Origin of the sequence: Caballeronia sp. LjRoot34, assembly GCF_964253815.1 — a bacterium.
In the GTDB taxonomy this organism is placed as follows: Bacteria; Pseudomonadota; Gammaproteobacteria; order Burkholderiales; family Burkholderiaceae; genus Caballeronia.
Window position 1 is genome coordinate 1,812,813 of the sequence record NZ_CAXUSB020000003.1, and the last position, 19,915, is coordinate 1,832,727.

General features: G+C 59.6%; 15 protein-coding genes and 2 pseudogenes. 5 read left to right on the top strand and 12 right to left on the bottom strand.

Annotation, left to right across the window (positions count from 1 at the left end; all coding sequences use genetic code 11):
- The first annotated feature begins 561 nt into the window (after positions 1-561).
- A complete protein-coding gene (locus ACSQ36_RS39045; RefSeq protein ID WP_436186242.1) occupies positions 562-1,689 on the top strand; it encodes a VIT1/CCC1 transporter family protein in 1,128 nt (375 codons plus the stop codon).
- A 929-nt stretch (positions 1,690-2,618) separates the two neighbouring features.
- On the opposite strand, the gene ACSQ36_RS39050 is transcribed toward ACSQ36_RS39045, so the two are convergent.
- The 5 genes and pseudogenes from ACSQ36_RS39050 to ACSQ36_RS39070 form a co-directional block, all read right to left on the bottom strand.
- The gene (locus ACSQ36_RS39050) at positions 2,619-2,846 is read right to left on the bottom strand and encodes a DUF2934 domain-containing protein (protein WP_436186482.1); all 228 of its coding nucleotides are present in this window, start codon (positions 2,844-2,846) and stop codon (positions 2,619-2,621) included.
- A gap of 273 nt (positions 2,847-3,119) precedes the next feature.
- A pseudogene (locus tag ACSQ36_RS39055) lies at positions 3,120-3,350 on the bottom strand (cupin domain-containing protein); the annotation flags it as partial.
- A gap of 30 nt (positions 3,351-3,380) precedes the next feature.
- On the bottom strand, positions 3,381-4,370 hold the full coding sequence (locus ACSQ36_RS39060; RefSeq protein WP_436186243.1) for a succinylglutamate desuccinylase: 990 nt from the start codon (positions 4,368-4,370) through the stop codon (positions 3,381-3,383).
- Positions 4,367-4,492 (bottom strand): annotated as a pseudogene (locus tag ACSQ36_RS39065) (aldehyde dehydrogenase family protein); the annotation flags it as partial. The pseudogene ACSQ36_RS39065 and the gene ACSQ36_RS39060, both read right to left, overlap by 4 nt.
- A 148-nt stretch (positions 4,493-4,640) precedes the next feature.
- Positions 4,641-5,735, bottom strand: coding sequence for a tartrate dehydrogenase (locus ACSQ36_RS39070; protein ID WP_436186244.1), 1,095 nt, complete (start codon positions 5,733-5,735; stop codon positions 4,641-4,643).
- Positions 5,736-6,279: 544 nt separating this feature from the next.
- Here ACSQ36_RS39070 and ACSQ36_RS39075 point away from each other — a divergent pair.
- Positions 6,280-7,197, top strand: a complete 918-nt coding sequence (locus tag ACSQ36_RS39075; protein WP_436186245.1) for a LysR substrate-binding domain-containing protein — start codon at positions 6,280-6,282, stop codon at positions 7,195-7,197.
- Positions 7,198-7,342: 145 nt separating this feature from the next.
- Here the strand turns inward: ACSQ36_RS39075 and ACSQ36_RS39080 are convergent, their stop codons facing one another.
- The 7 genes from ACSQ36_RS39080 to ACSQ36_RS39110 form a co-directional block, all read right to left on the bottom strand.
- Positions 7,343-8,116, bottom strand: a complete 774-nt coding sequence (locus tag ACSQ36_RS39080) for a class I SAM-dependent methyltransferase (protein WP_436186246.1) — start codon at positions 8,114-8,116, stop codon at positions 7,343-7,345.
- Positions 8,117-8,226: 110 nt separating this feature from the next.
- The gene (locus ACSQ36_RS39085; RefSeq protein WP_436186247.1) at positions 8,227-8,718 is read right to left on the bottom strand and encodes a polyhydroxyalkanoate granule-associated phasin; all 492 of its coding nucleotides are present in this window, start codon (positions 8,716-8,718) and stop codon (positions 8,227-8,229) included.
- A gap of 778 nt (positions 8,719-9,496) precedes the next feature.
- Positions 9,497-10,540: a rod shape-determining protein gene (locus tag ACSQ36_RS39090; protein ID WP_089164788.1), complete on the bottom strand. Its 1,044-nt coding sequence runs from the start codon at positions 10,538-10,540 to the stop codon at positions 9,497-9,499.
- A gap of 331 nt (positions 10,541-10,871) precedes the next feature.
- A complete protein-coding gene (locus tag ACSQ36_RS39095; protein ID WP_436186248.1) occupies positions 10,872-11,675 on the bottom strand; it encodes a hypothetical protein in 804 nt (267 codons plus the stop codon).
- Positions 11,676-11,990: 315 nt separating this feature from the next.
- Positions 11,991-12,500, bottom strand: coding sequence for a DUF1697 domain-containing protein (locus ACSQ36_RS39100; protein ID WP_436186249.1), 510 nt, complete (start codon positions 12,498-12,500; stop codon positions 11,991-11,993).
- 93 nt (positions 12,501-12,593) lie between these two features.
- Entirely contained in the window at positions 12,594-13,790 is a 1,197-nt protein-coding gene (locus tag ACSQ36_RS39105) for a YbfB/YjiJ family MFS transporter (RefSeq protein WP_436186250.1), read from the bottom strand.
- Positions 13,787-14,695 (bottom strand): LysR family transcriptional regulator, encoded by a 909-nt coding sequence (locus tag ACSQ36_RS39110; RefSeq protein ID WP_436186251.1) that lies wholly within the window; start codon positions 14,693-14,695, stop codon positions 13,787-13,789. The genes ACSQ36_RS39105 and ACSQ36_RS39110 overlap by 4 nt, the downstream gene beginning before the upstream one ends.
- A gap of 147 nt (positions 14,696-14,842) precedes the next feature.
- On the opposite strand from ACSQ36_RS39110, the gene ACSQ36_RS39115 reads away from it, so the two are divergent.
- The 3 genes from ACSQ36_RS39115 to ACSQ36_RS39125 all read left to right on the top strand — a co-directional run bounded on the left by ACSQ36_RS39115 (position 14,843) and on the right by ACSQ36_RS39125 (position 19,824).
- Entirely contained in the window at positions 14,843-16,108 is a 1,266-nt protein-coding gene (locus tag ACSQ36_RS39115; RefSeq protein WP_436186252.1) for an MFS transporter, read from the top strand.
- Positions 16,109-16,546: 438 nt separating this feature from the next.
- Complete coding sequence (locus tag ACSQ36_RS39120) at positions 16,547-18,694, top strand: TonB-dependent receptor family protein (RefSeq protein WP_436186253.1); 2,148 nt, start codon at positions 16,547-16,549, stop codon at positions 18,692-18,694.
- Between the two features lie 11 nt (positions 18,695-18,705).
- On the top strand, positions 18,706-19,824 hold the full coding sequence (locus ACSQ36_RS39125; RefSeq protein ID WP_436186254.1) for a PepSY-associated TM helix domain-containing protein: 1,119 nt from the start codon (positions 18,706-18,708) through the stop codon (positions 19,822-19,824).
- The last annotated feature ends 91 nt before the right edge of the window (positions 19,825-19,915 follow it).

Below are 19,915 nucleotides of genomic sequence, written 5' to 3' on the forward strand. Positions count from 1 at the left end.
TGGGGCCTTGTTACTTGGCGGGTTGGCTACGAGGTTCGGCGTGCATACAAATTTGGCGGGAGGTCGTCCGCGGATAGCGCGGGGTGCTCCTTGGGCAGGTTCAATCACTGGTGGCGAAGCGTGTGGGTATCCGTGTTCGGAGAAAGAGGGGTTCACACATCCTCCGCTCTGGCGAGCACCGTGCTTTTGGGGCACCTATGAATAGAAACTGCACGCTGTGGACACTTAGGGTAGCGTGGTTGAAAGCGTTTTCTTTGCTTCGTTTCTTTGTCGCTTTGGACAAAGAAATGACGTGCCGCCACGCACAGTGGCTAATAGTGATAAAGAGAAAATCCGACTCTCGCAGACCACTAACGCTGAAAGCACCACCCCTGACCCCTGGTCGCCAGCAGGCCTCATCCACCCCCGGTGCGAACGAAAACCAATGGGCTCGTTGAACGTTGTACAAACCATTGCTATTCTCAATTACGCAGACGCTAAGGGTCTTTAACCAGTTAGTACGCTTGATCCGTTAGGATTTGCTGAGAAATTTCCAGTGACCCGGGCGAGGAGAGCAATCCTTTGGCGTCAAAGACGGAGCTAAAAAGGTTCAGGTCGAACCTGGCCGACGAACTCGACAGTGCGGCGCTTTACGAAACGCTGGCGAACGTCGAGCAAGATGGTTCGAAGAAGGCCATTTATGCGGAACTCGCTGCGTCCGAGTTCACGCACGCGCAAGTGTGGCGCGAGAAACTTCGGGCGAACGGCGTCAAGGTCCGATCGCATCAGTACAGCGCCAAGACCCGGGTCATGCGGGCGCTCGTGCGAGTCTTCGGCCCGGATTTCGTGTTGCGCACGGTTGCCGCAGCCGAATACGCAGACAGAGATAAATACGCGGGGCAGCCGGACGCCGCGCAGATGGCCGAGGAAGAACATCGGCACGCGGACATGGTGCAAAGCGTGGCGAATCACAAGCGCCCGGAGAGGTCGAAAGGCGCCGAGATTGCCGAAGCGGAGTCGTGGCACAAGGGCGTCTCGTCCGGCAATGATCTGAGGGCGGCCGTCCTTGGTGCGAACGACGGGTTGGTATCGAATTTTTGTCTGATCATGGGGGTAGCGGGCGCGGGGATCAACAACAAGACCATCTTGCTGACAGCTTTCGCCGGCCTGATTGCAGGCGCGTGTTCCATGGCGCTGGGCGAGTGGTTATCGGTGACCAATGCGCGGGAACTCGCGCGCACCCAGATTGCGAAAGAAGCGGATGAGCTTGAACACACGCCTGACGCCGAGCGGCACGAACTCGCACTGATTTACCAAGCGAAGGGCCTCGATGGTAACGAGGCCAAACGTGTTGCCGCCCAGATCATGCGAGACAAGGACAAGGCGCTCGACACGCTGACACGTGAAGAGCTCGGCCTTGATCCCGCCGAGTTGGGCGGGAATCCCTGGTCTGCTGCAGGCGTTTCGTTTTGCTTGTTTTCGATCGGCGCAATTTTCCCGGCGATGCCTTTCCTGTGGACCAGCGGCCTCGCGGCAATCATGCAGTGCGTTGCATTAAGTGCGCTTGCACTTGCTGCGATCGGCGTGTTCACATCGCTTTTCAATGGACGTGGTGCAGCGTTTTCGGCGATGAGACAAATCGTAATTGGATGTATTGCCGCAAGCTTTACATTTTGCGTAGGCCATTTGCTTGGCGTGTCGATATCCTGACACGGGTGGTTTCGCCTGGGCCCCATGTCACTTCAACCAACGCGGCCTTCGCGTGCGTTTCGCTTTCCCGCTGTTTTCAGCCAAGCCGGGAAAGCCGGTCAAGCGGTGACTTCACCCCGCGCAACGACCCGCCTAGTTATACCCAAGTATCGCAATGGCTGTAATGTCGGCACGATCGGACACGTTGCAGGCGAGTACGGTCATGGGCGCCTGTAGCATCGACACATACGAGGAGCATTGTTTTTCGGTTTTGGATGCTGCCTTGGATACCTTGCTACGGCTTCCTGCAAGCGACGAGGTCAAGGCACTGAGATGATTGAACGTCTTCATGTTGAACACCACTTCGTTTAGTTATCAGCGAAAACAACGGCGTGACCCGGTAGACGTATGCGCCTCCTGATAGCGCAATCCCGAGATCAACACCGGTCAGCCGCAGTTCGTGTTCTTCCAGTAGGCGCCAACCGCCAGGTTCAGGACATTGGTAGTGTTACCAATACAGCCGCACAGGCCCTTGCCGGGTGGGCCTGCGTCGCGTTAAGCGTATGTTTAGGGCAACAGTATCGCGGCCTCGCAAGCGCTAGCGCGATTGGTCGACGTTCGATAGTTCGATGGGGACGACGAATACCAGGGGCTCAGCATCCAGGGTTTAGCCAGAATCGGATTTTCATGGCCGGGGCTAAGGTTGCACGGGTCACCGCCCGAGGTTAGGCTGGTGGTATCGGCTGATATTGCCTTGTGCCCCGTAAAGGCGGATACGTTACAAGAATGACCACGTGAACAGCGATGCGGTATCACGCGCGATGCATACGTGGTGTGTTGCTTGTCCGAAGATGTTGCCGCCCCGCTAAGCGCGGCGTGGAAGCGAAACCCGCGTTGCGTCGATTGGCTCCGCGTGATCTCACGGCCGAATCGCCGTGGCGCACCGGCTTTTATTCCGCCAGCGGACGGCCCGACTTCGCCTCAGGTTCTTCGCCAAATCCTGCTGTTTCCGTCTCGCTCTCATCTACTGCCTTACCGTCCCGCGTCGCACCTTCAAGACCGAGCTGCTGCCGTGCTTTCTCCCAATACTCGTCTGCGCGTCCATCGGGACTACCGTCTTGTTCCCAAAGATAGAACGCAAGCGTGCGAATCTGCTCTTCCGACATTTGGACGTCCATAGTCTGCCCCGTAAAAATGAGTACCCGATCCGAAAAACGTCGGTCAACGCAAAGCGTGACCGTGCCAAGCTCGGTTGAGCTTAATGACGTTTGCAGCAATTTTCGTGACACCCGAAAACTTGGGTCGAGCGCGGGTGATGGCCAGCGGTGACACTCGGCGGGGAGCGTCGGGGCGTGTTGAAACACTTGGTGAACGGCACGCGGCGGTAAAAACCGCAATGAACGTATGAGAAGCGAATTGCAGAAGTGAATTGCTAAAGGACGCTTGCGAACTGGCGTAACGCGACCGCGTCCCGCCAGAAAATGCATCACTTCCGCCCGCTTCACCGAGTGCCGATACGTTCCTGTCGTGCATTCGAAAATACCGGTATCAATCGCTTCGCTACCTTGGATCACGCGTTGCACGCCCGAGACTTAAATCGGCGTTGTGCCGGCCAAGCCGGCGGTGCCCCAATCCTCGGGATTTTTCAGGCTGACGCTCTGCTCGATTTGCCGAACCTTCACGTGGACCTTATTGATTCGTTACTCGTGATGTCAGGCCGCAGTATCCCGCTTTACTGTTCGCTCGATCTTCCCCAGTCGCACGACGGTCACGCCGGGGCGCAATTGCCGCAGCGACGGCATCACCAGCATGCAGTCGTCGTAAGGCGTGTGGATCGGCTTGCCATTCGACCAGCCGATCAAGCTGCCCGCTTCGGGGAAAATTTCCAGGCCCGTATAAGGCTCGGCGAAGCGAAAATCCATGCTCTCCGCCACAACCGGTTGCGTCACCCGTACAACGTGCATGGTCGGCGGCAGGGGGCTCAGCCAGTCGCCGGGCAAGTCTTCACTATCGACCACGCCGGATAGCAGCAGGAAGCGCGCGGTGGTATCGCGCGCGACCGTGACGGCGCTGCGTTCCCAGTGCTGTCCGCATTCGATCAACAACGCGTTCTTCGGGCTGCCGGCATCGCCGAAACCCTCGTAATCGCGCATCCGGCGGCCTTCGGGATGACCTTCATCGCAGATCACCGTGGCCGGCGTGCCCAGTCGCAACGACAATTCGATGCCCTTGTCCAGCGGACCCGCGACAATCAGCGGCTTGCTGCGTTCATGCATTGAATGGAGGTCGAGCAGGGCATCCACGGTATCGATGACCGGACGCATCTCGCGAGCCCGTGCAAGCTCGCTGGACGTACGCGATGTGTCGTCGAGCACCTTGCTGGTCCATACGCGATTGAAGTCCTGATCGACGAAACGGGCGGCATCGGGCTTCGAAGGATCGAAGCTTGCATACGCCTCGACGTTCGCGAACGAGAGCGTCAGGCGGCCGCGCCGTGGCCGCAATTTCAAGCGCAGCAATGCATCGACCACAATCGCGCCGCACACCTCGTTACCGTGCGTCAGCGCGTTGATCATCACGTGCGGTCCGGGCAAGCCGGAGTCGAACGTGTGCACATACGGAATGCCCGATTCGGACTCTGCATGCACCGAGATATCGGGGAACGTGACCTCGATCGGATAATGTTCAACGGGCGTGTTCATGCGAGATTCCCCTGGCAGAGGTACTTGATGGAAAGGTAGTCGTCGAGGCCGTACTTCGACCCTTCGCGGCCATAGCCCGATTCTTTCACGCCGCCAAAGGGCGCTGCTTCGCTGGACAATGCGCGAGCGGCGGCGTTGGTGGCTGCGCGCCATTGGCCATCGATGAAATTGTCCGGGCGGATCAACTCCTTCAGTTCGAACTGGCGTGTCATAAGTCCATGCTCCTGATTTAAGCCAACTCATTTAAGCGCGATGCCCAGGCTCGTTGATTCAAGCCAGCCGCGCGGCAATCGCCTGACCGACTTCTGTTGTGCTCGCCTTGCCGCCGAGGTCGCCGGTATGCGGACCTTCCTTGAGCGTTGCTTCGATCGCAGCAAGGATAGCGTCGTGCGCGTCGCGTTCCGGGCCTTTGAAGTCACCGAGGAACTCGAGCATCATGGCTGCCGACCAGATCATGGCGACGGGGTTCGCGATGTTCTTACCCGCGATGTCCGGCGCCGATCCATGCACGGGTTCAAACAGCGACGGGAATTTGCGTTCGGGGTTCAGGTTGCCTGAAGGCGCGAGGCCGATGGTGCCGGTGCATGCAGGACCGAGATCGGAGAGGATGTCGCCGAAAAGGTTGGTCGCTACGACCACGTCGAAGCGGTCCGGATTCAGGACGAAGCGGGCGCACAGGATGTCGATGTGCTGCTTGTCCCACTTCACGTCCGGAAAGAGCGCGGCCACTTCGGCGGCGCGCTGGTCCCACCACGGCATGCTGATGGCAATGCCATTGCTTTTCGTGGCGACGGTGATCTTTTTCTTCTCGCGGCGCTGCGCGAGATCGAATGCGAATTTCAGCACGCGTTCGCTGCCGTGGCGTGTGAACACGGATTCCTGCAGCACGAACTCGCGGTCCGTGCCTTCGAACATCACGCCGCCCACCGATGAATATTCGCCTTCGGTGTTTTCGCGCACGATCCAGAAATCGATGTCGCCGGCTTTGCGGTTCGCGAGCGGCGACGGCACGCCTTCGAACAAGCGGGCAGGCCGCAGGTTGATGTACTGGTCGAATTCGCGGCGGAATTTAATGAGCGAGCCCCACAGCGAGATGTGATCGGGGACAGTGTCGGGCCAGCCGACCGCGCCGAAGAGGATGGCGTTGCAGTCCTGCAATTGGGCTTTCCAGTCGTCGGGCATCATCTGGCCGTGTTGTAGGTAATACCCGCAGCTTGCCCATTCAATGTGCTTGTATTCGATCGAAATGCCGAAGCGCTTCGTGGCAGCGTCGAGGACGCGGATGGCTTCGGGCATTACTTCCGTGCCGATACCATCGCCGGGAATGACGGCGATTTTGTAGGTCTTGGTCTTGGTCATGGTCATGGTTGGGGTCCTGTTAAGGGTTTCGTTCGCACTTGGAGGTGTTGGGTTGGGGTCTTGCTTTAGCAGTCTGGGTTAATGCCGGGTTGGTGCTTTTGGCGTTAGTGGTCTGCTTGAGTCGGATTTTCTCTTTATCACTATTAGCCACTGTGCGTGGCGGCACGTCATTTCTTTGTCCAAAGCGACAAAGAAACGAAGCAAAGAAAACGCTTTCAACCACGCTACCCTAAGTGTCCACAGCGTGCAGTTTCTATTCATAGGTGCCCCAAAAGCACGGTGCTCGCCAGAGCCACGGATGTGTGAACCCCTCCTTCTCCGAACACCGATACCCACACGCTTCGCCACCAGTGACTGAACCTGCCCAACGGGCACCCCGCGCTATCCGCGGACAACCACCCTTCGAATTTGTACTCTCGTCGAACCACGGCGCTGATCCACCAAGGTGCAAAGCCGTAAGCATGGTTGGGGCTGTGGCTGCTATTTTATTCCCCCCTACAAGGCTTAAAATTGGCGTTTTGGTTAAGCCACTGTGCACGAAGCGTGAATAATGAATATCCCGTCTTCCCCCAACCTCGGTGATCTCCGCGTGTTCTGCACGGTCGCCCGCAAGTCCAGCTTCAGCGCGGCGGCGGAGGTCTTATCGGTCTCGGCGGCGTACGTCAGCAAGCGCGTGAGCGTGCTCGAAACCGATCTCGGCACTCGCCTGCTGCATCGCTCCACGCGCCGTGTCGCCATTACCGAGGCGGGCGAACGTGTCTACGCGTGGGCTGAAAAAATCCTCGACGACGTCGATCATCTCGTGGAAGACGTGTCCACTACGCGCCGCATTCCGCGCGGCACGCTACGTATTTCCAGCAGCTTCGGTTTTGGGCGGCATATTGTGGCCCCGGCGCTGGCGCGGCTCTCCGACCAACATCCGCAACTGAGCATACGCCTGGATCTGTTCGACCGGCTGGTGGACGTGGCGGGGGAAGGTTTCGACCTGGATATACGGATTGGCGACGAGATCGCGGCGCATTTGATTGCGAAGCGGCTGGCGTCGAATCATCGCGTGCTGTGCGCGTCGCCGGACTATGTCGAACGTCATGGTGCGCCGAAGCAATTGGCCGATCTAGCGAGCCATGCGTGCCTGGCGATCAAGGAACGCGACCACCCGTTCGGTTTGTGGCGCTTGCATGTGCGTGGCGAACCGGTTTCGATCAAGGTGACCGGGCCATTGTCGACGAATCACGGCGAGGTCGCGGTTCAATGGGCGCTGGCCGGGCGCGGGATCGTGCTGCGCTCGCTGTGGGACGTGCGCCCGTTGCTTGAGAGCGGACGGTTACTGCAAGTGCTGCCAGACGTTACGCAACCCGCTAACGTCTGGGCGGTGTACCCGGCGCGGCTGGCTGCTTCGGCAAAAGTGCGGGTGTGCGTGGACTTTCTCGCCGACGAGTTCGCGCAGTGGAACCTGCCGGCGCTTTGAGACGCTGTTGCACAATGAGTCGATGAAGGCGCTCACGCCAGGGGATGGGTTTAAGCGTTAGCGGTCGGAGTCAATGCCGGGTTGCTGCTTTTGCGGTTAGTGGTCTGCCTGTGTTGGCTATTTTCTTTATCACGAGTCCAGGCGGTCATTGATTCCGAACCCTGGCATGTACCAGGCAAGGTAAATGGCCTTTTGTTAGCGGATTCATACGGAAAAGGTCTTCCATTATCTTTGGCCAACCACGGGGGGCTCGGTACTCAAGCACGCTCAATGCCGTAATGGCCGACGACCAGCTGTGCAGGCGCGCTGCTATCTCATCGCTATTGATACCCCAGGGCATGGGAGGCAGGCGATAGTGTGGCGTTTGCATGACACCCCATTGGGTTAACTGGGAAAACCACCGCGGAATGATGTCGAAGGCGATCTCGGCGCCTGGAAAATGCTCGATGATCCTGATGAACAAACGTCTCACCGCGTCGGGCTCAAGGTACATGAAGAGGCCCTGGACCACGATAAATACATCGGGGCCCGGTTCGATCCCTTCAGTCCAACCCGGCTCGAACACGCTCGCAGCAACGTGGCGCAAGCGCGTGGACGAAGGAAGAAAGTGCTGGCGTAGTTCGATCGCAGCCGGCAGATCGACCGTGAGCCATCGCATCCGGCCGTTGTCCACGCGGTGAGCTTGCGTTTCGAGGCCTTCACCCAGGGATACAACCAGGCCATCCGGATGGCGTTGGAGCCATCGCATCAACAATTCGTCGATCTTTGCCGCCCGTGCGGCAAACGAACCGACGGGCTCTCCAAAACGACGCACGAAATCGTAATCGATAGCATTGCAGATGCGCACGCTGTCGGGATCAGCGAGAATGCCGTCAGGCCGACATGCCTCGCACGCACGGTCGTAAAGTGTCCACAGCATGGTTTCTGACACACCATCCAATTTGCATGGGACCTTCGAGAAACGGCCGGCGCGGTGATTGCGAGCCCGCGGATCCTCTTCAAGAAGCGGTGCGCCTAACACGGCGGCTGTCAAAGCACACCTAGACGCTTGGCGTTTGCGGTCGCACGGCCGTGAATAGGTGCGAGGCTCTCCTGGACCACGCGGGCGGTTGAATTGGCCAACTGCAACGGATTGGCCGGAGAGGCTGCTGCGATCTTCAACAGCGCCGCCTGGCATTCAATCCATTGCGTTGCAGATTGACTCGACGCCAAGGCTGAGGCCGCCGCGGACGTAGCCCAGATATGTTTGCTGGTATCCATCGCCAATGCCATGCCCAGATTTACGAATCCTGAACCCATCGCCTGGATAGATTCGGACGCTGCCTCGCTCTTTTCCCGGCTCATTAGAGTGAACTCAACCCGGTCCCGCTCATTGGGCAGCGGGCCGGCCATCGCCATGCGAGTGGTGCGAACTTTAACGACCTGGGTGGTCGCGTTGAGCATTTCGCACGTCTCCGTAAAAAGGCGCAACCAGTTTGTGGAAAGTTCACCGAGAGATGGTAAGAAAGTCGAGGAAGTCATGAAGTACTCCAGGGATGCGTTTGTGCCTCTGATTCGAACAACTCATCCTTGAACGCAGCGACTTTTTTGTCGAACGCCGAAAGGGCTCGGTTGTAGTCTGCAGTTCCATCCGCTGTCGAGTTCAAAGACATGCAGGTTTGACAGACCAAGTTCATACGACGCGTCCGTGGCTCTTTCGCAAGGTTTCTACGATCGGCATAGCTCGCCCAAGTCGCCGTCGGCACACTGCAGCATAGGCCGATAAATGCTGCGTCGCAACAAGTCATTTGAGCGCGTTTTGGCGCACATGAATGGCGCTGATATTGAATTCCAAGGCGCTGGACAGACGATCACGGAAGCGGCGATAGAGCTCGGCCTGATCGGGAGAACGAGATCATAAAAACAGCGGCATACTTCACGCGGGATGCTCTGTGAAGTATGCCGCACAGGAAATCCCCTTGAGGGACGCCTGGGCTGGCGCGCACATCAAGGTGTTTCAAGGTGTTTACGCCGCTTGAAATGGGCGTAGTGCTCGACGTTAGCATCAGCGGCTGTCGAGCGTGGAAGCAGGCTTCAATGTCCGACGCAACTCGGATACGGTGGTTGTTCCCCGGGCACGTTCAAGCAAAGTTTCAAGGGCATGAGAGCTTGCATCCTTCCGGCCCACCTGTTCACGCGATATCAATCGGAGCCGGCATTGCATTGCCTCTCTGAGACCATTGCAAAGTATAGAAATCCTCTTCCCCTTTGACCACGGCAATCATGGCTGTCTCACTGTGCCCAGCACTCGCCGCCGCCTTCAGTCGTAGGAGAAGACGCTGCCGAATTTGTCCATGCGTTCGAGCGCCATGCCCGAGCCGCGCACGACGCACGTCAAGGGGGCTTCAGCGACGAGCACCGGCAGGCCGGTCTCCTCGGCAAGCAAACGGTCGAGGTCGCGAAGCAGGGCACCGCCGCCCGCGAGCATGATGCCGCGCTCGGCGATGTCGGCGCCAAGTTCAGGCGGCGTGTTTTCGAGCGCGATTTTGACTGCGGAAATTATCTGGTTCAGCGGATCGGAGAGCGCTTCGAGGATCTCATTGCTGGATACCGTGAAGCTACGCGGTATACCTTCGGACATGTTGCGGCCCCTCACGTCCATTTCCCTGACTTCCGAGCCAGGGAACGCGGAGCCTATCTCCTTCTTGATGGCTTCAGCGGTCTGCTCACCGATCAACATGCCGTAGTTGCGACGGATATAGTTGACGATTGCATCGTCGAATTTATCGCCGCCGACGCGCACGGACCCCTTGTACACGATGCCGCCGAGTGAAATGACGCCGACCTCGGTGGTGCCGCCGCCGATGTCGACCACCATTGAGCCGGTCGCCTCGGATACGGGCAGACCGGCACCGGTGGCGGCCGCCATCGGTTCTTCGATCAGGTACACCTGCGACGCTCCGGCGCTATGGGCGGCTTCCTTGATCGCACGTCGTTCGACCTGAGTGGATCCGCAGGGCACGCAGACAACGATCCGCGGCGATGGCGCCAACATGCGGGGCTCGTGCGCCATCCGGATAAAGTGTTTGATCATCTGCTCGGTAATGCTGAAGTCGGCGATCACACCGTCCTTCATCGGGCGGATGGCTTCAATGTTGCCTGGCACCTTGCCGAGCATCTGCTTGGCTTCCTTGCCCACGGCCAGAATGGTTTTTTTGCCATTCGGGCCGCCTTCCTGACGAATCGACACGACCGAGGGTTCGTCGAGCACGATACCCTTGCCACGCATGTAGATCAGCGTATTTGAGGTGCCGAGATCAATCGCCAGGTCGTTGGAAAAATAACTGCGCAGAAAACCGAACATTCAAAATCCTGTGTTGCTTGACGGCAAGCGCTTGGCCCCATCGCGTGCGACCAACCTGCGGTCGAGAATGGGGAAGAGTAACAGCTTCGGGGGAACGGAGCCGCAGCGCCGCCCGCACGTTGTTATCAACGAGGACCTGCATGCCTGGGGATGGAGGGCCGGCCGTCGATGAATTCTGGCAAACCAGCGTAGCCCGCCGCAACGGCTCTGTCGTATGTCGGTGGTGGATGGCTCCGGCATTGTGAGCTGCAAGAAGCCAAAATTTGCGACAGGCGTCGGCCATAAGCGCCGTTAATCGGGAGAAGGAGTTGTCCCCCGTCGCCGGCTTCGGTCAGGGCTTCGCATCCTCCTGCCTGGAGCCCGTGGCCGCGGCAAAGCGGCTTTGTGCCGCGATGAGCTGGTCATCCGTGGTCGCCACCAGCCACAGACGTGCATGCTCCGCAATCCAGCGGTTGTGGTCCTTCAACGGCCCCATGGCAGTAGCGGCCTTCCAGACCACCGGGCCGATCCGGCTTTTCCTGCCCGACACTGCGCCTACCAGCAGGCAGTAAGGTCCCAGCGGAAGCGATACAAACGGAAGTCCCGGACTGGCCCGCACGCGCCAGTCGATGAAGGGCGTCTCGCTGATCAGCAGCGGCGCGGGCAAGCCGTAAAGCACACTGAAATCGTATAGCGCCAGTTGCTCCCGCATGCCGGTGTAAATACGCCGGATGTCTTCGACAACCGCCGCGCGGATCTCGTCCTCGAACATGGGCTCCTGCGTATAGCGGGCCAATGCCTCTCGAGCCTCCAGTTGATATGCGCTGAATAGGCCGAGTTCCACGCAATCCTGCACTGCGCGCTGAACCTCCGCGACAGAACCGGCTTCCTCTGGCGTGCCTAATTGCGCCGCCCGCAAGAAGCGCGCAAGTCCCGCGTCCTGGATCGCAGGACCCTCCGCGGATACATTGTCTTGAGCGTCCTTATCGAGGGGCACGTAGATATATTTCTCGGCTGCGAAATGCGATTTCTTGCCTTCATCAAACTTGATTTCGCCATCGGCGCAGTCGAGATAGCGAGTCCCAATTCGACCATGCTCCCAAACCCAATTTTTGAGGAGCGGACGTAGTGGATGCAGTCGGTCGTGATCGGCCATTGAAACCTCCAAGTGCGCCAGTATAGTTCCAAGTTGTCGATTGTCCGGTGGAGGGCATGGCGATCGCTGAAACCAATGGGCCGGCCGTTTCCAATCACGCGGGCTTGCGGTGTTTGTGTGCGTGACATCAATAGAGGCACTGACACATACAGCGGTCGTGCACCATTCTGAAAGCCTCTCGGACGAAGGGTTTGGAGTGCTCGTCGACGAGGCCACGCGGCTCATAGTCCGGTATCTGCAGTAGCCGCCGTGGTTGACGAGTGAGCAGCGAGCACTGGCGGGGGGACGGTCACGCGTGCGATCACGTCGATCGACCTACGCCGCCGTCCACTCGGCGAGCGTGGCCACGGTATTCATGTTGCGAGCGGTGCCCATCCCAACGGCCGGGATTTTCAGTTTTGAATGGGCGATTCCGTCTTTGTAGTGCACATAAATCTCACGCGTCCCGAGTGCGATTTCTTCTGTTTGCTGGCCACTCACACTATCCAGCACATTTGCGGGAGGCGGTGCGTCGAGAAAGATTGCGACGGTTCGATTCGGCGCCGCTGAACTAAAGGGATTGTTGGCAAGGACCGCCGCCAGCTCCGCGCCCGTCCGGATCAAAATCCCTATCGGCTTTCCGGCATAAGTCTCAAGACAACGCTCCAGTTTCGCTTTCACGGATACTTCCGAAAGCTTGCTTTCGAACACAACGTTGCCGCTGGCGATATACGTGCGCACATTGGAAAAACCAACGGAGGCGCACATTGCGCGAAGTTCGGACATGGGAAGTTTGCCGGTGCCGCCAACATTCACGGCCCGCAAAAGAGCGGCGTAAGTAGTCATCCAGGCATTCTATTGCCATTTCTATCTGCATGGCTCTGTGCCGTAAGCCGGCTAAACCGGGTCTTGCGGTTTTGCAGATATCGGGCGAGCACACTAATGCTGGTGCTGAACAATGACCGATTCCTGATCAGACCTGCTCAGACGGATGCAAAGCAGCGCCGCCACGGCCAGCGCCGCCGCAGCCGTCTCCAACGACCCCGAGAACGAATGATGCGGTGCGTACATCGCATTGGCGACAAGCGGTCCCACGATCTGCCCGACGCCAAAGCATGCGGTCATTACAGCGAGAATGCTCACACGCAGGGTGTGGGCAACCCGACGCGCCGCGAGCATCGCAATAGTCGTGGTGCCCATGAACGTCCCGCCTACGATCAATGCGCTGCCAAGGTATCCGGCCGGGTTCGGCGCCACAACCGGCAAGATGACACCAACAGCTTGCAGCGTGAGATTCAGGAACAGCGCGCGTCGTGTGCCGACGCGCATATGGATTGCGTGCCAGATGAAGCACGACGGAGCCGCGCCTAGGCCAAACAATGCCCAGACCTGGATGGGATCGATTGAACCAATTGCGTTCCTGACGAAGAAGGGCAGATAGGTCGCGGTGATGATGTAGCCGAAGCCCGCCAGTCCGTAGAGCGCGATCAACCGTCCTGCACCGAGCGCAGGGAAGGACTCGTGTCCGTGTAAGGTTGCACGCGTGCCTCCGGTTTCAACCGGGCGTGCATCGAGACCTGGCAGCGCAATTGCGGCGAGGATCAATGCGCCTGCTGCCAGCACCCACCAAAGCCCGGCGCTATGCAGGTCGAACGCACGTCCCGCGATCAGCATTTCCGACGACAGCACAATGCCCATGCCGACACCCGCATAAAGCAAGGGCGCACCACTCGTGTGGCCGCGATGCTGCAACAGCCAGAGAGACGCCGCGACCATGGTGACCGCGCTGACGGCGCCCGTGATGCCGCGCATCGCGATGATCAGCCACGGCGCATTCAATAGCGCCGTCACCCCGAGACATATCACGATGCCCGCGAGCGCAAGCATGCACAGCCTGCGCGAGTGTCGCGGATGCACGGCGGCAGTCAGCAGGGCACCGACCAGATAACCTGCATAGTTGGCCGATGCGGCGAGCGTGCCTTGATGCACGGTGAGCACGGCATCGCTGACCATGACCGGATAGATGCCCGTGAACGCAAAGCGTCCGAACCCCATTCCCACCGCCATGACAAGAGCAGCGATCAGCGCCGCGGTGCCTTGACCTGCAGCCGACGAAGCCTGGCGAATCGTGCTCATGATGATTTCCTCTTTGCTGCGAGTTGCTTCGACACGAAAGGCGTGAGCGCTTCCCGCAGCGCGTTGAATGCTGCCGTTTCGTATCCGTTTCGATGGACGAGCCACGTATCCACCTTCGCCACAACGTGAGTGCGGAGCGCCGGTGGTTCGCGCAGCAGATCGAGCACGCTGCGCGGCACCAGGGATACGCAGCCGCCGGCCGCAACGCACGCAAGCATGCTGTGATAGGACCCGACCTCCTGGATGTCGAGTGGCGATCTGTCCTGGCCGAGCCACTCCTCGGCGAGCACGCGGTAGCTGCAGCCTTGTGCAAACGCGGCAAGCGAACGCACGGTGATATCCGCCCCTTGACGGACGGCGGCATGTCCGGGCGGCAGCACGAGCAGAATCTCCTCGCGAAAGACCGGTTCGCCGTGAAGCCCGGCTGCTTCGAGATCCAAAGCCGATGCCATCTCGCCACATGGCGGCAGCGCAGCGAACGCGCAATCGAGCAGACCGTTGCGAACCTGTTCGATCAATTGCCGCGAGGGCGCCGTTGAAATCCTGAGCTGGACGTCGGGGTACTGGGCGTGAAGGGCGGCAAGCGGTCCCGGAAGACGAGCCGCGGCCGTGCTTTCCATGCTGCCAATTCTCAGCGTGCCGGAGGGTGCTTGCGGGCTTAGCACTTGTCGCGCTTCATCGGCCAGAGCGAGCATGCGGTTGGCGTAGCCGAGAAAACGTTCGCCCTCCGCGCTCAGCGTAAGACGGTTGCCGTCGCGCCGAAATAGTGCCACCCCGAGTTCCTCCTCGAGCTGCTGGATGCGCGTGGTCACGTTCGACTGCACGCGGCCGAGCCGCTTGGCCGCGCGGGTCACGCTGAGTTCAGCGGCGACGACGCGAAAAATGTCGAGGCTGGTGTGGTCCATGAAAATCTCAATTAGAGAACGATGTAAACATCATATTCCCAAATTGAGATAATATGCAAGCAGTCTACTTCTTTTGCGATGGTGATCCGGATCGACGCATATGGGTCCGGCCATCGCTCAATGCCTGACAGGACGATCGAGGCCCCCATGACTCCGCAAGCAACCAGTTCCCTCATGCCGCCGGACAGCGTTGTCCAGAAGCCGAGCTATGCCGAACGCAACGCGCCGTATTGGCGGCGCAATCTTTTTGTCTGCGTATTCGGGTCATTTACAACGCTGCTCAGTCTCAGCATGTTGCTGCCGTTCCTGCCGCTGTATGTGCAGCAGCTGGGCGTAAGTTCGCCGGCGGCGGTCGTGCAGTGGTCCGGCGTCGCATTCGGCGCAACGTTCTTCGGCACCGCGATTACCGCGCCGCTTTGGGGACGCCTGGCGGACCGTTATGGCCGCAAGCCCATGCTGATCCGTGCGGCGGTCGGCATGGCCATCGTGATGTCGTTGATCGGCCTCGCGCATAACCTGACCGAGCTTGTCGTGCTGCGACTGATCGCGGGGTTGATCGGCGGTTATGCCTCCGCCTCGATCGTCATGGTCGGCACGCAGGCGCCACGCGAGCGCGCTGGATGGGCATTGGGCGTGCTGTCGACGGGTGCGCTCGCGGGCAATCTCGTGGGACCGCTGGTCGGCGGATTCCTGCCGACATACGTCGGTATCCGCGGTACCTTCTTCGTTGGCGGCGCGATCATCGCCGTGGCTGCGCTGCTGACCGTCGTGTTCGTGCGCGAAGATTTCGATCGCGCGAACGACGCGAAAAAGCGTGTCGATGTTGGCGCTGCTTTGCCTCCGGCAATGAACCAACGGGTGATCCTCGCGCTGCTGGTAACGGCAATGATGGTGTTGCTCGCCAACATGTCGATCGAGCCGATCATCACTGTTTATATCGGGCAACTGGGTGTACCAGGCGACCATGTCGCGCGTATGGCGGGGATCGTCATGGCGGCATCGGCGTTCGGCAGCATGTTGACTGCAGCGCGTTTTGGCGCGCTCGCTGATCGCATCGGCAGCTCAAAGGTCATCATCGGGTGTCTGGTGGCGACCAGCGTGGTACTGGTGCCGCAGGCGTTTGTTCACCAATGGTGGCAGTTGGCCATTCTTCGCGGCTTAATGGGCATGACGCTCGCGGGGCTGCTTCCATCGATAGCGAAAGAGATCCGGCACGCGGTTGCCGATCACAATTCCGGCAAGACGCTTGGCTATCTGCAGTCCGCTCAGTTCAGCGGGCAGGTGATAGGCCCGTTGATCGGCGGGTTGATTGGCGCGCACATTGGTTTGCGGGCAGTGTTTTTTGTGACGGCTTCGTTATTGCTGGTTTGTGCCGGGTTGAATCGATGGGCGACGGCCAGGCCTGTCAGCTGAGTTGCCGACGCGGTCCCTTTTGCCTGGGAACTTTGTTCACGGGTGGAAGAGGGCCTCATAGGCTCCGTCAGGCAGGGGCGTTCATCGACGGGTTCCGGCAATCAGGAGCCCCCGGACGCTTCGTTTGCTACAAGACCACGAAGCAAAAGGACGTCCCCGATCAAAGGCGTAATAATTTAGAAAGCTTACTCCTTGCTTCACACGCAATATCTGACTGCATTCGCACGTCACGCCTCGCATCCCACCGCAAGTTCTCCAAATTTTGAAACGAAATCCCAAATTTACCTTTCAATTGATATTGATTCGTATTTATACTTGCGCCCGCATTCTTCAAAACATTTCGTAACAATTCCTGTGGGGATTGTGCTGCGCTCGCTCTCGCGTGGAAACGCCGCTCAAAACCGCATCTGCCGAACACAATGAAGGACATCTGGAATCATGGTTTTTGCCGAACGCCGTAGTGTCGATACGGTCAGCACGCTTACCCGTTTTGCGGCAGTTGCCGCGCTAGCCTTTCTCAGCCAGCCCGATCGGGCATCCGCGCAGGAAGCCCCCGCAGCCGCAACGCCAAGTCCCGCCGCGACCGCGACCGATAGCAACCCGACCGTGCTCGACTCGATCGTCGTCTCGGGAGACTGGCTCGGAACCGGCCTGCAAAACAGCGTGAAGACCTTCGCCGGCGCGCGAACGGTTGTCGATAAGGAAGAGATCAACCAGAGCGGCGCGACGAGTATTGGCGACGTGATGCGGCGCATTCCCGGCGTGCAGTCCACGGACAATTCCGGCACAGCCGGCAGCGCCGTTTCGCTGAACGTCGGCGTCCGGGGTTTGACCGGCCGCTACACGCCGCGCTCGACCGTGCTGCTCGATGGCATCCCGCTCGCGGTCGCACCGTACGGCCAGCCGCAGTTGTCGTTTGCGCCCATCAGCCTCGGCAATATCGAATCGATAGACGTGGTCCGCAGCGGCGGCGCGGTGCGCTACGGCCCGCAGAACGTGGGCGGCGTGATCAACTTCAAGACCCGCGAGATTCCCGATAAGTCCGGCCTGACCGCCGACGCGTCGGTGCGCGAAAACATCTACACCAGCGGCGGCGGCAGCAACACGACGTACAGCACGTTCCTTGGCACGCAGCTCGACAACGGTCTGGGCCTCGCTCTGCTGTACTCGGGCATGACCGGGCGCGACTGGCGGGAGGGCAGTGACGAGCGTGTCAACGACCTCGCGCTCAAGTTCCGCTACGAGCTAACGCCGACCTCCGAGTTCTACGGCAAGTTCTCGTATTACGACGTGAAGTCACGCACGCCGGGCGGCCTGACGGTCGCGCAATACAACGCCGACCCGTTCCAGAATACCCGTCCGACCGACTACTGGAATGGCGAGCGCAAAGCGGTTGATATCGGCTATGTGAATACGCTGTCGGCAACGCAGGAATTCGAGGTGCGTGCGTACTACAACGAAAGCTACCGCAGCAGCACGCTGATCAATACGACGGGTACGCAGCTTCAATATCAGCCGCGCAACTACGATACGCTCGGCATTGAACCGCGCTTCACGCAGCGCTTCTCGCTCGGGCCGCTTAAAAACGATGTGACCGTTGGGTATCGCTACATTCGCGAGCGCGGTGACGACAACAGCTACAACCAGACGCTGGCAACGGGCGTGATCGGCCCGACGAGCAGCTTCGACAACGCCACCAACGCGCACGCGGTTTATATCGACGATCGTATTGCCTATGGACGCTGGCGCCTTACGCCGGGTGTGCGCTTCGAACACATTGAATCGACACGCCGCGACGACACGCTCAACCAGACCTACGATACAAACAACAACAAGCCGCTGCCGTCGGTGAACCTGTCGTACCTGTGGAATTCGGCGCTGACGCTGTTCACCGACTACAGCACGTCGTTTGGTCCGGTGCAGAATCTGCAGTTGAACTCGCAGTCAGCGACCAATCCGCTGCAGCCGGAACTGGCGAAGACTTATGAAGTAGGGGCCCGCTGGTCGAGCAGGCAGATTCATGCCGAATTGACCGCGTTCAACATGCGCTTCGACAACCAGATCATCCAGGTCGCGGGCATAACACCGGCCACGTTCCAGAATATCGGCGCGACGCATCACCAGGGCGTGGAAACCGCAATCGAATACGCATTCGCCGAGGACAGCGTGTTGCGCGGTCTCGACGCGTACGCGAATTTCACGTACACGAAAGCGATCCAGGAATCGGGCGCTACAGCAGGTCTCGACGTGCCGTTCTACTCGCGCTTTACCGATACGCTGGGTCTGCGCTATGCGACGCACGGGTGGACATTCAATGTGTCGAGCACGCACCAGAGTGCTCAGTACTCCGATACAGCGAACACCGTCGCGGAAACGCCTGATGGACGCGTCGGCCGTATACCGGGTTTCCGGGTGTGGGACATGCAGGCCGACTGGAAGATCCCCGGCTGGAAGGGCAGCAACCTCACGGTGGGTGTCAACAATATCGCGGACAAGCGCTACTACACACGCAATGTCGACGGTAACGCTGGACGGATGGTCGGCGCGCCGCGCATGGTCTACGTGCAGGGCCACTTCGTTTATTGAGGTCTGTTCTGGTGCTTAACGTTCTACCGGGACGGATGCCGCCTCTTCGCAGGCTCTGGCTAACGGCGCACCGATGGTTTGCGCTTTCGCTTGGCTGGGTGCTCGTGATCATGGGTATCACGGGAGCGCTGCTGATGATCGGTGCGCCTGTTGACGAACGGCTACACGCTGACCTGTTCAAGGTGAGTGCGCATGAGCACGTGTCCACCGTGCCGCTCGAACAGATCCGGCAAGGTTTCGCTGCCCGGTTTGGCGACGGCGCGACGTTCTCGTTTCGCCCGCCGCGTACAGCGGACGAAAGTCTGCGGATGATGGTGAAGGGTAAGTGGAGCGGTACGGTGTACATCGATCCCTTCACCGGCGATGAACTCGGACGCCGTGCACAGACGCAAGGCTTCTTCAACGTGCTGTTCAAGTTGCACAGTTCGCTCTGGCTAGGTGACATCGGCAAGGCGTTACTTGCGTTCGTCGCGCTGTGCTACCTGCTGCTGCTCGTGTCGGGCCTCGTGTTGTGGTGGCCGCGTTCCGGGCGGCCGAACTTGCGTGTTGAGCTGCGAAAGGGGACGTCCCGGACGCTATACGATCTGCATCGGGTTGGTGGTGCGACGATCGGCCTGGTCATCGCGCTGTCGGTGGCGACCGGCGCCTACATGGCGTGGCGTCCGCTTGGCGGTTTTGTCAGCACGCTAAGCGGAGTCCGGCCGATGCACGCGCCGGTATTGCCGCTCGCGTCGCGATCACCGCGCCCGATGTTGCCACTGGATACACTTGTTGCGCAGGCACAAGCGCAGTTCCCCGATGCAATGATCGGTCTCGTTCAATTGCCGGCGAAACCGGGTGTCCCTCCGCGCGTGCGCCTGAAACTGCCGGACGACCCCCATCCAAATGGCTTGTCGTCAGTCTGGCTAGATCCGTTCACCGGCAAGGTGTTAGAGGTCCGGCGCTGGAATGCGCTTGACCCGGGCGCGCGCGCGGTTGCCGTGATTTATCCGTTGCATACCGGCGAGCTTGGTGGCCCGCTGCTTGAGGGTGTTCTTGCGATTGGCGGTATGTCGCTGGGCGTTATTGCGGTGACGGGTATCTGGCAGTGGTGGCGGCGACGAAAAATCCGGGTGGCGCGCACGCGTTGACGGGTGACGGTGGTGGGTTGCTGCTTTCGGTGTTAGTGGTTCGCGTGCTTTATCGCTACGGCGGTTTACCTCTCCCATAGCGGCTAGCCGG

Coding starts and splice junctions, on each gene's coding strand:
- ACSQ36_RS39095 (WP_436186248.1), bottom strand. CDS start 11,675: ATGGCCGATCACGACCGACTGCATCCACTACGTCCGCTCCTCAAAAAT.
- ACSQ36_RS39080 (WP_436186246.1), bottom strand. CDS start 8,116: ATGCTGTGGACACTTTACGACCGTGCGTGCGAGGCATGTCGGCCTGAC.
- ACSQ36_RS39115 (WP_436186252.1), top strand. CDS start 14,843: ATGACTCCGCAAGCAACCAGTTCCCTCATGCCGCCGGACAGCGTTGTC.
- ACSQ36_RS39105 (WP_436186250.1), bottom strand. CDS start 13,790: ATGAGCACGATTCGCCAGGCTTCGTCGGCTGCAGGTCAAGGCACCGCG.
- ACSQ36_RS39120 (WP_436186253.1), top strand. CDS start 16,547: ATGGTTTTTGCCGAACGCCGTAGTGTCGATACGGTCAGCACGCTTACC.
- ACSQ36_RS39090 (WP_089164788.1), bottom strand. CDS start 10,540: ATGTTCGGTTTTCTGCGCAGTTATTTTTCCAACGACCTGGCGATTGAT.
- ACSQ36_RS39070 (WP_436186244.1), bottom strand. CDS start 5,735: ATGACCATGACCAAGACCAAGACCTACAAAATCGCCGTCATTCCCGGC.
- ACSQ36_RS39075 (WP_436186245.1), top strand. CDS start 6,280: ATGAATATCCCGTCTTCCCCCAACCTCGGTGATCTCCGCGTGTTCTGC.
- ACSQ36_RS39060 (WP_436186243.1), bottom strand. CDS start 4,370: ATGAACACGCCCGTTGAACATTATCCGATCGAGGTCACGTTCCCCGAT.
- ACSQ36_RS39100 (WP_436186249.1), bottom strand. CDS start 12,500: ATGACTACTTACGCCGCTCTTTTGCGGGCCGTGAATGTTGGCGGCACC.
- ACSQ36_RS39110 (WP_436186251.1), bottom strand. CDS start 14,695: ATGGACCACACCAGCCTCGACATTTTTCGCGTCGTCGCCGCTGAACTC.
- ACSQ36_RS39085 (WP_436186247.1), bottom strand. CDS start 8,718: ATGACTTCCTCGACTTTCTTACCATCTCTCGGTGAACTTTCCACAAAC.
- ACSQ36_RS39050 (WP_436186482.1), bottom strand. CDS start 2,846: ATGGACGTCCAAATGTCGGAAGAGCAGATTCGCACGCTTGCGTTCTAT.